At 65.3% G+C, this 14,093-nt stretch carries 13 protein-coding genes; 8 read left to right on the top strand and 5 right to left on the bottom strand.

Annotation, left to right across the window (positions count from 1 at the left end):
* The first annotated feature begins 324 nt into the window (after positions 1-324).
* Positions 325-2,922, top strand: a complete 2,598-nt coding sequence (locus L8F97_RS15855; protein WP_242152356.1) for a TonB-dependent receptor — start codon at positions 325-327, stop codon at positions 2,920-2,922.
* A 58-nt stretch (positions 2,923-2,980) separates the two neighbouring features.
* Here the strand turns inward: L8F97_RS15855 and L8F97_RS15860 are convergent, their stop codons facing one another.
* Both L8F97_RS15860 and L8F97_RS15865 read right to left on the bottom strand, forming a co-directional pair.
* Entirely contained in the window at positions 2,981-3,772 is a 792-nt protein-coding gene (locus tag L8F97_RS15860) for a sensor histidine kinase (protein ID WP_242152359.1), read from the bottom strand.
* Positions 3,773-3,848: 76 nt separating this feature from the next.
* Positions 3,849-4,526: a response regulator transcription factor gene (locus tag L8F97_RS15865; RefSeq protein ID WP_242152362.1), complete on the bottom strand. Its 678-nt coding sequence runs from the start codon at positions 4,524-4,526 to the stop codon at positions 3,849-3,851.
* Positions 4,527-4,654: 128 nt separating this feature from the next.
* On the opposite strand from L8F97_RS15865, the gene L8F97_RS15870 reads away from it, so the two are divergent.
* On the top strand, positions 4,655-5,734 hold the full coding sequence (locus L8F97_RS15870; RefSeq protein ID WP_242152366.1) for an AI-2E family transporter: 1,080 nt from the start codon (positions 4,655-4,657) through the stop codon (positions 5,732-5,734).
* Here L8F97_RS15870 and L8F97_RS15875 read toward each other — a convergent pair.
* A complete protein-coding gene (locus L8F97_RS15875) occupies positions 5,731-6,738 on the bottom strand; it encodes an L-threonylcarbamoyladenylate synthase (RefSeq protein WP_242152369.1) in 1,008 nt (335 codons plus the stop codon). The two genes, L8F97_RS15870 and L8F97_RS15875, sit on opposite strands and share 4 nt — an antisense overlap.
* Before the next feature lie 47 nt (positions 6,739-6,785).
* Between L8F97_RS15875 and L8F97_RS15880 the strand changes: the two genes are divergently transcribed.
* Positions 6,786-7,610 carry an arylamine N-acetyltransferase family protein gene (locus L8F97_RS15880; protein ID WP_242152372.1) on the top strand — a complete coding sequence of 275 codons (825 nt, stop codon included), beginning with the start codon at positions 6,786-6,788 and terminating at the stop codon, positions 7,608-7,610.
* Between the two features lie 108 nt (positions 7,611-7,718).
* Here the strand turns inward: L8F97_RS15880 and L8F97_RS15885 are convergent, their stop codons facing one another.
* Both L8F97_RS15885 and L8F97_RS15890 read right to left on the bottom strand, forming a co-directional pair.
* Positions 7,719-8,075, bottom strand: a complete 357-nt coding sequence (locus tag L8F97_RS15885) for a GntR family transcriptional regulator (RefSeq protein WP_242152377.1) — start codon at positions 8,073-8,075, stop codon at positions 7,719-7,721.
* Positions 8,076-8,113: 38 nt separating this feature from the next.
* Positions 8,114-8,692 carry a nitroreductase gene (locus L8F97_RS15890; RefSeq protein WP_242152380.1) on the bottom strand — a complete coding sequence of 193 codons (579 nt, stop codon included), beginning with the start codon at positions 8,690-8,692 and terminating at the stop codon, positions 8,114-8,116.
* Between the two features lie 117 nt (positions 8,693-8,809).
* Between L8F97_RS15890 and L8F97_RS15895 the strand changes: the two genes are divergently transcribed.
* From L8F97_RS15895 to L8F97_RS15915, 5 genes are all read left to right on the top strand, one after another.
* On the top strand, positions 8,810-10,615 hold the full coding sequence (locus L8F97_RS15895) for a peptide MFS transporter (RefSeq protein WP_242152383.1): 1,806 nt from the start codon (positions 8,810-8,812) through the stop codon (positions 10,613-10,615).
* A 69-nt stretch (positions 10,616-10,684) separates the two neighbouring features.
* On the top strand, positions 10,685-12,025 hold the full coding sequence (gene glmM, locus L8F97_RS15900; protein WP_242152386.1) for a phosphoglucosamine mutase: 1,341 nt from the start codon (positions 10,685-10,687) through the stop codon (positions 12,023-12,025).
* Positions 12,025-12,255 carry a DUF1272 domain-containing protein gene (locus L8F97_RS15905; RefSeq protein WP_242152415.1) on the top strand — a complete coding sequence of 77 codons (231 nt, stop codon included), beginning with the start codon at positions 12,025-12,027 and terminating at the stop codon, positions 12,253-12,255. Before glmM ends, L8F97_RS15905 begins: the two co-directional genes overlap by 1 nt.
* Entirely contained in the window at positions 12,252-13,376 is a 1,125-nt protein-coding gene (thiD, locus tag L8F97_RS15910; protein ID WP_242152418.1) for a bifunctional hydroxymethylpyrimidine kinase/phosphomethylpyrimidine kinase, read from the top strand. The genes L8F97_RS15905 and thiD overlap by 4 nt, the downstream gene beginning before the upstream one ends.
* A complete protein-coding gene (locus L8F97_RS15915) occupies positions 13,376-14,020 on the top strand; it encodes a ribonuclease HII (RefSeq protein WP_242152421.1) in 645 nt (214 codons plus the stop codon). The genes thiD and L8F97_RS15915 overlap by 1 nt, the downstream gene beginning before the upstream one ends.
* Positions 14,021-14,093: the final 73 nt, after the last annotated feature.

The following is a 14,093-nucleotide window of genomic DNA, read 5'->3' on the forward strand; positions in this document are numbered from 1 at the left end:
CGACGATCGCGAAAGCATGCGTGGCGCAAACCTTGCGGCCATGCACCATCTCCGCCGGCAATTGCCAAATTACGCGTTCCCAGCCGGCGCGTCGTCATAAGTTCATCAATCTGATTGTCCGCGCGGCGGAAGACGATCTTTGAACAGCTTGGGACCTGCTCCCGAGAGTACCTGCCGACGGCCAACATGGAGAATATTTAATGTACATCGTTGTGATGTGACGCCGTACGGACCCTTGGGTGACGATGGTTGTAACGATGGCGACTTAAACAACGGGTAGCGGCCCGGGCATCGGGAGAACGTCCCGAGGCTAGGGGTAACGACATGAAAACTTCGCCAGGCGTCCGCCTGCAGCTGCTACTCGGCAGCGCTCTTATCGCACTCAGTGCTTCGCCGGCACACGCCGCGGATGCAGCTGCCCCCGTTCCCGCGGCAGCGCCCGCTGATGCCGAGCCCGCAGCAGATACTCAAAACGTCGGCGTACCTGACATCGTCGTTACCGCGACGCGCCGCGAAACCAATCTTCAGAAGACACCCATCTCCATCAGCGTTCTCGGCGCGCAAGGCATTGCCGACCGACACGTGCTCAGCCTGTTCAATCTCGCCGATGGCTCGATACCGTCGCTGCGCGTCGCCACGTTTGAAGCACGTCAGTCAGCACTGACGATCGGGATCCGCGGCATCGTTCCTTACGACCAGAACCAGACCGCACGTGACGGCGGCGTCGGCGTGTATATCGACGGCGTTGCCCTCGGTAAGACCCAGGGTCTCAACGCCGCGCTGTTCGATATCGAGCGCATCGAAGTCCTGAAGGGGCCGCAGGGCACGTTGTTTGGCCGCAACACCGAAGGCGGCGCGCTCAGCCTCGTTTCTAAGGCGCCCACCGGAGAGTTCGACGGTCGCATGACCGCTGGCGTCGGTAATTACGGCAGCCGCAACGTTGACGCGCACCTCGATCTGCCATCCTTCATGAACATCGCGTTGAAGTTCGACGGCGTATACCAGCATCAGGACCCGACCGTGAAGGATCCGCTCTCGGGTTCGACTGGCTGGAACTATTACGATCGCAAGGGCGGCCGCGCCGCCGCGCGCTGGACGCCGATCGACGGGCTGACGGCGGATTTCGCATATGACTATGCGAAGGACAACAACACGCCGAACTTTAGCCAGTTGGTCAACTACAACCCGAACGGCTACGCCGTTGGCAGCTACACCAATCCCGCCACCGGCGTGGTTGGCACGCAGCTATACCAAGCGAATGGCCAGACCTGCGGCGGCACCAGCAGCCGCATCTGTATCGCGCCGAAGGCGCCGCTCGTCGGCGTCCATCCGGACCGCCAGTATGTGGCGGACGTTGGGGTGCCGCAGCAGCCAAGCGAGGATATCACGCATGGTTTCTCATCTAACCTGAAGTACAAGGTTGCGCCTTGGCTCGAGCTGCGTTCGATCACGGCGTGGCGCGGTGTGAGCACGGACCAGTGGGACAATTCCGGCGGTCCGGAACGTCAGACTTTCGCTCCCAACTCGAACTTCAGCCGGTACAGCCTGTCTTTCTTCCGGCAACACCAGTTCAGCCAGGAAGTTCAGGCAGTCGGCAGCGTTCCGCAGTTCGACTACGTCGTGGGTGCCTATTATTATACCGAGCACGCAACCGAATATGCCGCAACCCCGTTGAGCAATCTGTGGAACGCAGACGGCACGGGCTACACGGTTCGCAGCCCGATCCCGGGCAACGCGGCCGCGATCTCGAGCGCGAACTCGGGCTACCAGCAGTACGACCCGTCGTGCAACAACACGCTTGCGCCAACCGTTCCGCAATTCACCAACAGTTGCCAGTTCATCACCCGCGCAAGCCAGGCGCACGACCACAATTACTCCGTGTTCGGCAACCTGACCTTCACCCCGGAGGCGTTGGGCGATGTCGTGCACATTACCGCCGGCGGTCGTTGGACGAAGGACGACCGTCACGGTACGCTGTATGTCGTAAACAACCGCTCGAACCTGGTGACGCCGGCTGTTACGAACGTCGCTTCTCCGTTCAGCTTTAAGAACAGCATCAGCCGATTCGATCCGATGATCAACATCTCGTTCGATGCAACGCAGGACGTTCACCTCTACGCCAAATACGCGACCGGCTTCCGCGCCGGCGGCGCCAACGACCGCTCGCAGAGCTTCAACGCGTTCGGCCCCGAGTCCGTGAAATCGTATGAAATCGGCGCTAAGATGGACTTCTGGGAGCACCGTGCACGTCTGAACATCGCTGGTTACATCATGGACCGCAGCAACACGCAGTTTGACTTCGATCTTTACGACACGTCAGCGACCAGCCCGACCAACGGCAGCCATATCGAGCAGACGCAGAATGCTGGCGACAGCAAGATCCGCGGCATCGAAGCGGATCTGACCGTGAAGCCGATCCCGGACCTTACGCTGACCGGCTCGTATGCCTACACCTACTGGCGCGCACCGTCGGCGGTGAACTCGATCACGGGTGGCCTGCCGCAGCAATTGTACATCGTCTACACACCGAAAAACGCCGCATCGGGCGCGATCGACTATGTGAAGCCGGTCCAGATCGCGGGTGGTGCCAACATTCGCCTCCACCTCGACGCGAACTATGCGAGCAGCCAGTACAGCTTCCAGCTGGAGCCGACCAAGACAAGCGCGAGCTTCGTCGTGAACGGTCGCCTCGCGCTGGCGGACGTGATGGTCGGCGATCGCAGCAAGGTCACCTTTGCGGTGTGGACGCGCAACCTGTTCGACACCACCTACATCTACCGGCGTTCGGCCGCCAACTCCGTGCCGGTCAACAACTATAACGGCACCACGCTGGTTTCGACCAGCTATGCAGGCGTGCTTGGCGACTATGCCAACTTCAACCCGCCGCGCACTTTCGGCGGCGAGGTCAGCGTCAGCTTCTGATCCGCTGAACGCCTACGAAGGGGGCCGGTAACTGCGAAGTTGCCGGCCTTTTCGTTTCCTACCGCAAACGTGGGAAAGAGATCACCAGCCGGAGCCCCGGCGCAGCGTCCTCCAGCCATAGCGTCCCATCGTGCAACCGCACGATCGCTTCGACCAGCGACAAACCAAGCCCCTGCCCCTCAACCTGATCGTTGAGCCGGCCGAATTTCCGCATCGCCAATGCGTGGTGCTCGCGGGCGATACCCGGGCCATCGTCCTGGACTGTCAGCACCACGACGTCCGCCGATCCCGCGAGTGATAGTGTCGTCATCGTACCGGTGGGTGTGTGCCGGATCGCGTTCTCGATCAGATTGACGAGCATCTGGCGCAACAAATTGGCGTCGCCCAGCACCCTTGCCGACACGAGCTGGGTAACGGCAAGCCGATCGCCGACATCCCCCGCCACGGGCTCCAGCATTTCGACCACGTCGCCGACCAAAGTGTCGACATCTACGGTGCCAAACCGTTTGCGCCGCGCGTCTCCTTCAATCTCCCACAAGCGCGTCAGGCTGGTGAAAAGGTCAAGCAAGCGATCAGCCCGCATGACGAGCGCCGCAAGCCCGTCGGCCTGCGGCGAATCAGCCGCATGCCGCGCCAGTGACGCCGCCTCGCCGCGCAGTTGCGCGAGCGGCCCCCTCAATTCATGCGCGATATCCTTTGCACCATGCTGCAGGTTCGTCATGCCAGCCTCGATCCGGTCGAGCATGTGATTGAACGAAGCCGCTTGCCGGTCTCCCGCTGAGCCGGAGCCATCCAGCGGAATGCGTCGGCGCAAATCGCCCGCGACGACCGCGTCGATCGCCGCCTGCATCCTTTGCCGCTCGCGATCCCTCGGTAGCCACGCGCGCACGATGTGCCGTACCCATGTTGCAGGTCGCCACGCCACGTCAGGCCTTGTCGGTGAGCATGTAGCCGACGCCGCGGATCGTCGCGATCGGATCGCGTTCGCCGGCAGTGGAGAGGTGGTTGCGCAGCCGCGTCATATGCGATTCAACGATGTTGGTTCGGGGTACAAAATCATAGTTCCAAACCGCTTCGTAAAGCATCTGCCGGGTCACGATCGTATTGGCATTGCGCACCAGTTCGCACAGGATGCGGAACTCGATATTCTGCACCTTGATCGTGCGCCCCGCCCTGGTCGCGCTGCGCTTGACCTCGTTCACCTCAATATCCCCAGCCCACATCACGCCTGATTTCTGCGTGGAGGCACCGCGCCGCAGGATGACGCGCAGGCGCGCGTCGACTTCCGCAGGGGCTGCGGGCTTGATGAGGTAATCGTCGGCACCCGCCTCAAGCGCGATCAGCCGATGGTCGAGATCATCGACGGCAGAGATCATCATAATCGGCAGATCGATACCACGATCGCGCAGCAGCGCGGTGACGGCGATGCCGTCGACAAACGGCAGCAAGCAGTCGAGCAGGATTGCGTCAAACCGGGTTCCGGTCGCCTGGATGAGCGCGACACGTCCATCGCCTGCGATCTCGCAGTCGTGGCCGAGCTCCGCGAGATCGCCGGCAAGCTGCCGGGCGGCGGCGCCGTCGTCCTCGACGATCAGTAAGCGCATGTTACTCTTCCACTTTGCTAATCTAGCCCCGGGGGTGGGCTTGCCAGCACGCACACGCCAAATCGCGTGAAATTCGCGTCACCTTAGCAATGCTTTCGCAAAGCTGCGATGTCGCTAAAGCTATGCGCATGGATAATGAGATCGTTACGCGCGAACGGGTGCGCCGGATGACCCGCATCGGTCTGGCCGTGTTGCTGGCCGGGCTGGGATTGTGGATCGCCGGTGCGTTCGTGCCGGCATTGGTGTGGGCCGTCGTCATCACGGTGGCGATCGACCCGTTGCGGCAACGCGTCGTGCAGCGATGGCCGGGCGACCGTGCGCGGACATGGCTGGCGGCGATCGGCACGACCGCACTCGCGCTACTGGTGGTGATTCCCCTTATATTGGGCATCGCCGAGGCCGCGCGTGAGGCGCATGATGTGGCCACTTGGGTCACGCTGGCGCAGACGCAGGGGCTGCCGGTACCGGATTGGGTTTCGCATCTTCCGTTCGGTTCCCATGTCCTGTCGAACTGGTGGCAGGAGAACCTCTCCACGCCCGAGCGTGCCACGCTGCAATGGCAGCATTTTCGCGGCGCCGAATGGGTGGCGCGCACGCGGCTGATCGGTAGCAACGTGCTGCACCGCGCGGTGATCTTCGGTTTCACGCTGCTCACGCTGTTCTTTCTGCTGCGGGATCGTGACGCGATCCTCACGCAGTGCCGCCACGCCAGCGACCGTATGCTCGGCCCGCCTGGCGAGCGCGTTGCACTGCTGGCCGCGCTGTCGATTCGCGGCACGATCGACGGGCTCGTGCTGGTCGGGATCGGCGAAGGCGTGGTGATGGCGGTGGTATATCTTGCGCTCGGCGTACCGCACGCTTTGCTGCTCGGCGCGCTGACGGCAGTGGCCGCGATGATCCCGTTTGGTGCGGCGTTGATGTTCGCGGTGGCGGCACTACTGTTGCTCGCCAAGTCTTCGGTGGCGGGTGCGATCGCGGTGGTGGTGATCGGACTCGTCGTCGTCGGTATCGCCGACCACTTCATCCGACCGATCCTGATCGGCGGCGCGACTCGCCTGCCTTTCCTGTGGGTGCTGATCGGCATCCTTGGCGGGGTTGAGGCATTCGGGCTGCTTGGTCTGTTCGTCGGCCCCGCAACCATGGCGGTGCTCATCATGCTATGGCGCGATTTCGTCGGTGAGACACACGTGGAGACGACTGCGATCTAGCGCGGGTGCGAAGCGCGGCGCAGCCGGTCGTTGATCGCGGTGCCGACGCCCTCCCCCGGCACCGGTGCGACGGCGATACGAGCCTTGTCGCTTGCATCTGCCTGATGCAGCAAATCGAACAACCGCGCCGCCGCCTCCTTGAGGTCGCCCGTGCGCGAGAGCGATGCATCCCCGAAGATCGGGCCGAACCCGATCATCCACTCATCCGGCTCAGCGTAGATCGCGCCGGTACGAAGCGGTTTGGTCGGCGCGTAGTGCGAGGCGAGTTGCCCGGGCGCCTCGATCCGCGCCTCGAAGCCGCCTAGTCCCGGATCGAAGCGCTCGACGCCGGGGATCGACTGCCATCGTTCGCCCGCACCTTGCTGGATTGTGGAGAGCAGCGCGTTCACGCCGATCGGCCCGTGCCGCAACACGCGGGTCGTGCCGTCAACTTCGTGCACGATCGTCGATTCCACCCCCTGCTCGCACGGGCCGTCGTCGAGGATCAGCGGGATGCGACCGCCGAGGCTCGCCTGAACATGTGCTGCCCGCGTCGGACTGATCGCCCCACTGCGGTTGGCGGAGGGTGCCGCCAACGGCCGCTCGGACTTCGCGATCAACGCGCGCATGGCGCGGTGGGCAGGAACTCGGATGGCGATCGTATCGAGCCCGGCGGTGGTAATCGCCGCGATCCCCGATCCGGCGCGGCGCGGCACCACCAGCGTCAACGGACCGGGCCAGAATGCGGTGGCGAGCGCCTCGGCGCGTGAGTCAAACTCGCCAAGCCGATGCGCCATGTGCAGATCCAGCACGTGCACGATCAGCGGATTGAATGCAGGCCGGCCTTTGGCGGCGTAAATTTCGGCGACCGCCACCGGCTCGGTAGCGTCGGCAGCGAGGCCGTACACCGTCTCGGTCGCGACTGCGACCACCGCGCGGGCCTTGATAAGCGCCGCCGCCTCGGCGATGGCGGCGTCGCCGAAGGGTAAGATGCGGGTGCTGTCGGTCGGACCGGACGCGTTCATTGGATCGCAGCCTAGCATGTTGCGTCGCAATATATAAGAGGGCCGTGATGAATAGCTTCGACATTGCCGCCTACCTGGAACGCCTTCACCTGCCCCAACCGGAGGCAGCCGATGCGGCTTCGCTGGAGGCCCTGCAACGTGCCCACCGCTTGGCGATCCCGTTCGAGAACCTCGACGTCATGCTGGGCCGAACAATCGCGATCGACAGCGACGCGGCGTTCGCCAAACTGGTGACCGCACGGCGTGGTGGTTATTGTTTTGAGCACAACCGACTGTTCCTCGACGCACTCGCCGCGCTTGGTTTCGCCGCGCGTCCGCAGCTTGCGCGGGTGTGGCTCGGAGCGACCGCCGTACCGCCGCGCACCCATGCGATCAGCATCGTTACGCTGCAAGGCGACGAATGGATCGCCGATGCAGGGTTCGGGGGTAGCTACACGCCGCCGATGCCGTTGGTGGAAGGTGCCGAGGCGCATGCGCCAGATGGCGCGCGCTTCCGTCTGACACGCGATGCCGAACACGGCTGGATGCTGTGGCGCGCCGGCGACATCGCCACGACAGACGGGCGTGGCGGAGGCGACGGCTTCCAGCCCCAGTACAGTTTCGTGGTCGGGCCTGCCTATGCTTCGGATCTGGCGATGGGCAACTTGTGGGCTGCAACCGCACCGGGCAGCCGGTTCCGCACCACCAATGTCGTCAGCATCGTGCTGCCGAAGGGCTTCGCTTCGCTGACCGACCGCCTGTATCGCCGCCGTTCCGGCAACGACACGACGGAGGCGGAGATCACCGATCCGCGCGTTTACCGGATGCGGCTGAGCATGTTGTTCGGCATTGACCTGACCGCCGAAGATGTCGCGAAACTGGGTCTGTTTTGAGAGGATAGATACCGGATTCACGATGCTACGCCGTTTGCCGACGCAGCTACCGCCTCGTGAGGGCGTTCTGAATGACGCTAGGTTTTCACGGCAACGCGATTCAGCCGATCAGGCGTCGACGCCCTCCAACATATCGGCGGCACTCAGTCCGAGCAGGCGCATGTGGTCGCGGATGCGCGGCCAGCTATCGCGCAGGAATCGCGTGCGCTCTGCCTCGCGGAGTTGCTCGGCGGCACCGGGCAGCACGAACATGCCGACGCCGCGCCGCACCTCGACATAGCCATCGTCCTGGAATGTCTGATAGGCCTTGGCAACGGTGAGCGGGTTGGCGCCGTGTTGCGCTGCGAGCGAGCGCACGGATGGCAACTGATCGCCGGCGCGGAAATCACCGCGAAGGATCGCGGCGACGATGATACCGCGCAGCCGGATGTAGACCCGGCTGTCGTCGTTGCTAAGCGCTGTCATGCCGCCCTAATACAGCAACCGTGCCGCCCGTCCAGCGGTCAGCCGCCCCATTCCGAGACGACCGCGCACAGGTCCGGGCGTGGCCGCTCGTCGAGCAGACGTTCGGGCGTGCCGAGGAACATGAACCCGGCGATCCGTTCCGGCGCGGCGCCGAACGCATCGCGCACCGCATCCGAATAGGCGGGCCAGCCGGTCAGCCAGCCGCCGACGAAGCCTTGTGCGTGCGCGGCATGAAGCAGGTTCATGCACGCCGCACCCGCCGACAGTTCCTGCTCCCACACCGGGATCTTGGATGTCGGGTGCGGCGCGGACAGAACGACCACCAGCGCCGGGGCCTGATGCGCGAATTGGACGAGCGCGTCGACCTCAACCTTGGTCGCCTGCGGGCGCTCGGCGCGATAAGCGTCGGTGATGATCTGGGCGAGCCGGTCGCGCTGACCCTCACCCACCACCACGAAGCGCCAGGGGGCGAGCTTGCCGTGATCGGGCGTGCGCGCGGCAACCTGGAGGATGGCCTGCATCTGCTCGGCAGAGGGGCCGGGCGCGACCATGTCGCGCGGTTTGCCGGAGCGGCGGGTGGTGAGCAGCGAAAGCGGCGAATGGGTGTCGTTGAACATGCCGCCGTATGTAGCCTGTGCTTCCAAGTATTTACAGGCCGGCAATTACCGCTAGTTTCATCCGCTACCAACCGCCCCCATTCGAGCGGGCCGGACAGTCTTTGGGAGCTTATCGACATGGTGGACACCCCGACCGCGGACGGCCCGCGAGAGCCGGACATCACCCACGTTCCGCCTTATGCAACGAAAACGTGGATGGGCCATCCACCCCAGCTTGCCCGCCTGTTTACGATCGAGATGTGGGAGCGCTTCGGCTTCTACGGGATGCGCGCGCTGCTGGTGCTATATCTGACCAAGCACTTCCTGCTGGCCGATCATCAGGCGAACGGGATCGTCGGGGGCTATCTCAGCCTGGTGTATCTCACGCCGGTGGTCGGCGGGTGGTTGGCCGATCATTATCTCGGCTCAAAACGCGCAGTGCGATGGGGCGCGATCGTCATGGCGGTAGGCTATTTCATGCTGTGCTTCGGCGGTGAAGCGGCGCGGCCATATGCAACCATCGAAGGGCAGCGTTACGCGGTGACGGTCGCACCGACAGCCTCGGTGCTCGCCACCAGCGACGCAGCGCAGACGGTGACCGTGAACCGCCAGACGCTGACGATCCACGGCCAGCCCAACGGCGCGGTGCAGTTGCGCGCCGCATCGGGCCAGGTAGTGCGGACCGTCGCCAAGGCTGATTTCGTGCCAGGCGCCGAACGCTCGCCGCTCTACACCATGCTGATGATGCTGGCGCTCAGCCTTGTCGTGATCGGCAACGGCTTCTTCAAACCGAATATCTCGACGGTAGTCGGCGCGCTTTATGCCCCGGGTGACCGGCGCCGCGACGCCGGGTTCACGATTTTCTACTGGGGGATCAACCTCGGCTCGATCGGCGGGCAGTTGCTGTGCCCGCTGTTCGCCGGCTGGTTCGGCTGGTGGGCCGGCTTCCTGGTCGTCGCGATCGGCATGTTGATCGGCTATGTGCTGATCCGGTTCGAGGGCGGCCGGCTGGCCGGCTATGGCGAAGCGCCGGCACACGGCGGCCCGGATCGCGCACCGCTGATCTACGTGTTGTCGATCCTGGCCGCGCCGGTCTTCTACCTGATCTTCGCCAACGTGATGAACACGCCAGAAGCGGCAGCGGGCAGCGGTTTGTGGGGCTATATCCTCGCCACGCCGTTTCTGGGCAAAGTGCTGTTCGCCACATTCGTCGCGGCTGTGATCGGCATCCCGATCTGGTCATGGCGGGCGGGCGACCGGACCGAGCGCGAGATGATGCTGGCGGCGATCATCCTGGTCGTATTCAACGTCACGTTCTGGACGCTGTTCGAACAAGCCGCATCCTCGCTCACGCTGTTCGCCGATCGCAGCACGACACTGCACCTGTTCGGTATCTTCATCTCCGCGCCCAACACGCAGCAGTTCAACCCGCTCACCATCGTGCTGTTCGCACCGGTGTTGAGCTGGGTCTGGGTCACGTTGGCGAAGAAGGGGCTGGAGCCGTCGATCCAGGTGAAATTCGCGCTCGCGCTGATCCTGGTCGGGCTTGGCTTCGTGCTGCTGTCCGCCAGCGGGCCGTTCGCCAATGCCGAGTTCCGCGTCGGATTGTGGTGGCTGGCACTGACCTACTTCCTGCACTCCATCGCCGAGCTGTGCATCTCGCCGGTGGGTCTTTCGATGATTACAAAATTGTCTATCGCGCGTGTCGTCGGCATGATGATGGGCGTGTGGTTCCTGTCGATCTCGATCGGCGAATATCTCGCCGGGGCAGCGGCGCAGGCCGCATCGGTGCAGACGGTGGGCGGACAGGTGACAAATCCGGAGGTCGCGCTGCACACCTATCTCGCCACCTTCCTGACCGGCGGCGAATTGACGATCGGCGCGGGCGTTCTGCTGCTCGTCATATCGCCGTGGCTGAAGCGGCTGATGCACGGGGTAAAGTGACGCCCCCGCCCTCTCGCGCTGGCTGCACGCCAGCGCTATCAGAGCGGTAATCCACCCTTGGAGCGACGCATGGCACGCAAGTATTTCGGCACCGACGGCATCCGCGGCCTCACCAACAAGAGTCCGATGACGGCGGCGATGGCGATGCAGGTCGGCATGGCGGCGGGCGCGCATTTCCGGCGTGGCGACCACCGCCACCGGGTCGTGATCGGCAAGGATACGCGCCTGTCGGGCTATATGCTCGAAAACGCGATGGTGGCGGGCTTCACCTCCGTCGGCATGGACGTGGTGCTGGTCGGACCGATGCCGACGCCTGCTGTGGCGATGCTGACGCACGAGATGCGCGCCGATCTCGGCGTGATGATTTCGGCCAGCCACAATCCCTATCAGGACAACGGCATCAAGCTGTTCGGGCCGGACGGCTACAAACTGTCCGATGCCGACGAACTCGCGATCGAGGCGCTGATCGACGGCGAGGTGCCGCTCGCCGCCGCCGAGGAGATCGGGCGCGCGCGGCGCGTCGAGGATGCGCGCGGGCGTTATATCCACGCCGCCAAGCTGACCTTCCCGCCCGGGCTGACGCTCGACGGGCTCAAGATCGTGGTCGATTGCGCGAACGGCGCCGCCTATCAGGTCGCGCCCTCCGCGCTGTGGGAACTGGGCGCGGAAGTGATCGCGATCGGCGTCACCCCCAACGGCAAGAACATCAACGACGGCGTGGGCTCGACCGCGCCGCAACTGCTGTGCGAGACGGTGGTGGCGAGCGGCGCGCATATCGGCATTGCGCTCGACGGTGATGCCGACCGGCTGATCGTGGTGGACGAAACCGGCAAGGTGATCGATGGCGACCAGTTGATGGCGACGATAGCGAGCGGTTGGGCGCGCGCCGGGCGGTTGCAGCAGGGCGGTCTGGTCGCGACTGTGATGTCCAACCTCGGGCTGGAGCGGCACCTCGCCACGCAGGGCATCAAGCTGGTGCGGACGAGCGTGGGGGATCGCTACGTGCTCGAGGCGATGCGCGCGCAGGGGTATAACGTCGGCGGCGAGCAGTCCGGGCACATCATCCTGGCCGACTATGCCACCACCGGCGACGGGCTGGTCGCGGCGTTGCAAATCCTCGCCGAACTGGTGCGCGCGGGCGTGCCGGCGAGCGAACTGCTCCACCGCTTCGATCCGCTGCCGCAATTGCTCAAGAACGTGCGCTTCTCGGGCGGCAAGCCGTTGGAAGCGGAGAGCGTCAAGGCGGTGATCGCCGAGGCCGAGGCGGAACTGGTCGGCAAGGGTCGGCTTGTCATCCGCCCGTCCGGCACCGAGCCGGTGATCCGCGTGATGGCGGAGGGCGACGATTCCGCACAGGTCGAGCGCGTCGTCGACCGGATCTGCGACGCGGTGCGGGCGGCGGCGGCCTGATGCTGGAGATGCGCCCCGATTGCGAACGCTGCGGCGTCGACCTGCCCGCCAATGCGGCGGGCGCGTTCATCTGCTCGTTCGAATGCACCTATTGCGCGGAGTGCGCGGAGGATCTCGACGATCGCTGCCCAACCTGCGGCGGCGAGCTGATGGACCGCCCCGCGCGGGTCGGCAAGGCGCTGGCGGGCAACCCCGCCTCGACCGTGCGCCGCTTCAAGGGGCATGCGTGACGACACCGCGCATCCTCATCATCGCCGGATCGGATTCGGGCGGCGGCGCGGGCGTACAGGCCGATATCAAGACGGTGACGATGCTCGGCGGGCACGCGATGACGGCGATCACCGCGATCACCGCGCAGAACACGCTGGGGGTGCAGGCGGTGATGCCGGTGCCGGCGGAGATGGTGGCGGCGCAGATCGCGGCGTGCGTTGGCGATATCGGCGTCGATGCGGTCAAGATTGGCATGATCGGATCGGCGGAGATCGCGCATGTCGTGGCGGATGCGCTTGGCGACGTGCGCGTGCCGGTCGTGTTCGATCCGGTGATGGTGGCGACCAGCGGCGCGACGCTGGCGGATAATGCGACCGTGGCGGCGTTTGCGCGGCTGATGCGCGCGGCGAGCGTGGTGACGCCCAATTTGCCGGAACTGGCGGCGCTGGGCGGCGATGCGGCGACGTTGGCGGCGGCGAACCGCACGGCGGTGCTGGTAAAAGGCGGCCACGGCGAGAGCGAGACGCTGACCGATCGGTTGATCGGACCCGATGGCGAGATCGCGCGGTGGGATAGTCCGCGCATCGACACACGCCACACCCACGGCACCGGCTGCACGCTCGCCTCGGCGATCGCGGTCGGGCTGGCGCGGCGCGAGCCGCTGCCCCGGGCGGTCGAACGTGCGCGGGCGTTCGTGCGGCTGGCGATGCTGGGCGCGGCCGGCCTTGGCGGCGGGCATGGGCCGATGGCGCAGCAGAGCGTGCGGCTCGATCGTGATGGCCCCAACCAGATCACGCTGCCGCTCACCGACTTCGCGACGAGTGCCTCCTTCTACGAAGCGCTCGGCCTGACCCGCATCGTCGATGCCGCACCGCGTTATGCGCGGTTCGAAAGCGCGAACGGCGTCACCGTCTCGATCGAGGCGGCGGAGGAGATGCCGCACGGGCCGATGCTGTACGTCGAGTGCGACGATCTCGACGCCGCCGTCGCCGCGCTACGTGCGACCGGCGCGGTGGTAGGTGATCCACAGACGCAAAGCTGGGGCTGGCGCGAGGCACGCACGCTCGACCCTGCCGGCAACGCGATCTGCCTCTACCAGGCTGGCGAGGCGCGGCGGTTTCCGACATGGCGGATCGCCTGATGCCGACGCCGAAACGCCCCCTCCCCAGGCCGAGCCTCCGCCACGAGAAGCTGTGCCTCGCCCCCGTCGCGGGGGTGGACGAGGCCGGGCGCGGGCCGCTCGCCGGGCCAGTGGTGGCGGCGGCGGTGATCCTGCCCGCGCGTGGCATCCCGCGCGGTATCGATGATTCCAAGAAGCTCCCCGCCGCCGAACGCCTGCGGCTGCATGACCGGTTGCAGGCTTGCGCGCAGATCGGCATCGGCATCGTCGAGCCGGACGAGATCGACACACTCAACATCTACTGGGCGACGATGAAGGCGATGACCCTGGCGGTCGAGGCGCTCGGTTGCGCGCCCGGCCATGTGCTGGTCGACGGCAACCGTCTGCCGCGCTGGGGCTTCGCCGCCACGCCGATCGTATCGGGCGACGCAATCAGCCTGTCGATCGCCGCCGCCTCGATCATTGCCAAGCATACCCGCGACACGATCATGCGCGCGCATCACGACGCGCATCCGCATTACGGCTGGATCACCAATCAAGGCTATGGCGCGCCCGAACATCTTCGCGCTTTGCGCGAACACGGCCCCTCGCCGCTGCACCGCCGCAGCTTCGCACCGGTCGCGCAGGCCGCGGTCGCGTTCGCGCCAGCCGTCGCGGCGGAATAGCGAGCGGGCGGTTGAGTGGTCGCGGTGGCGACGGGTTAGCGGGGGTGTGGAGGAAACGCACACGTTTGGGAGT

This window comes from Sphingomonas sp. BAUL-RG-20F-R05-02 (assembly GCF_022662305.1).
Taxonomy (GTDB): Bacteria; Pseudomonadota; Alphaproteobacteria; order Sphingomonadales; family Sphingomonadaceae; genus Sphingomonas.

Coding starts and splice junctions, on each gene's coding strand:
- L8F97_RS15855 (WP_242152356.1), top strand. CDS start 325: ATGAAAACTTCGCCAGGCGTCCGCCTGCAGCTGCTACTCGGCAGCGCT.
- L8F97_RS15860 (WP_242152359.1), bottom strand. CDS start 3,772: ATGCAGGCGGCGATCGACGCGGTCGTCGCGGGCGATTTGCGCCGACGC.
- L8F97_RS15865 (WP_242152362.1), bottom strand. CDS start 4,526: ATGCGCTTACTGATCGTCGAGGACGACGGCGCCGCCGCCCGGCAGCTT.
- L8F97_RS15870 (WP_242152366.1), top strand. CDS start 4,655: ATGGATAATGAGATCGTTACGCGCGAACGGGTGCGCCGGATGACCCGC.
- L8F97_RS15875 (WP_242152369.1), bottom strand. CDS start 6,738: ATGAACGCGTCCGGTCCGACCGACAGCACCCGCATCTTACCCTTCGGC.
- L8F97_RS15880 (WP_242152372.1), top strand. CDS start 6,786: ATGAATAGCTTCGACATTGCCGCCTACCTGGAACGCCTTCACCTGCCC.
- L8F97_RS15885 (WP_242152377.1), bottom strand. CDS start 8,075: ATGACAGCGCTTAGCAACGACGACAGCCGGGTCTACATCCGGCTGCGC.
- L8F97_RS15890 (WP_242152380.1), bottom strand. CDS start 8,692: ATGTTCAACGACACCCATTCGCCGCTTTCGCTGCTCACCACCCGCCGC.
- L8F97_RS15895 (WP_242152383.1), top strand. CDS start 8,810: ATGGTGGACACCCCGACCGCGGACGGCCCGCGAGAGCCGGACATCACC.
- glmM (WP_242152386.1), top strand. CDS start 10,685: ATGGCACGCAAGTATTTCGGCACCGACGGCATCCGCGGCCTCACCAAC.
- L8F97_RS15905 (WP_242152415.1), top strand. CDS start 12,025: ATGCTGGAGATGCGCCCCGATTGCGAACGCTGCGGCGTCGACCTGCCC.
- L8F97_RS15915 (WP_242152421.1), top strand. CDS start 13,376: ATGCCGACGCCGAAACGCCCCCTCCCCAGGCCGAGCCTCCGCCACGAG.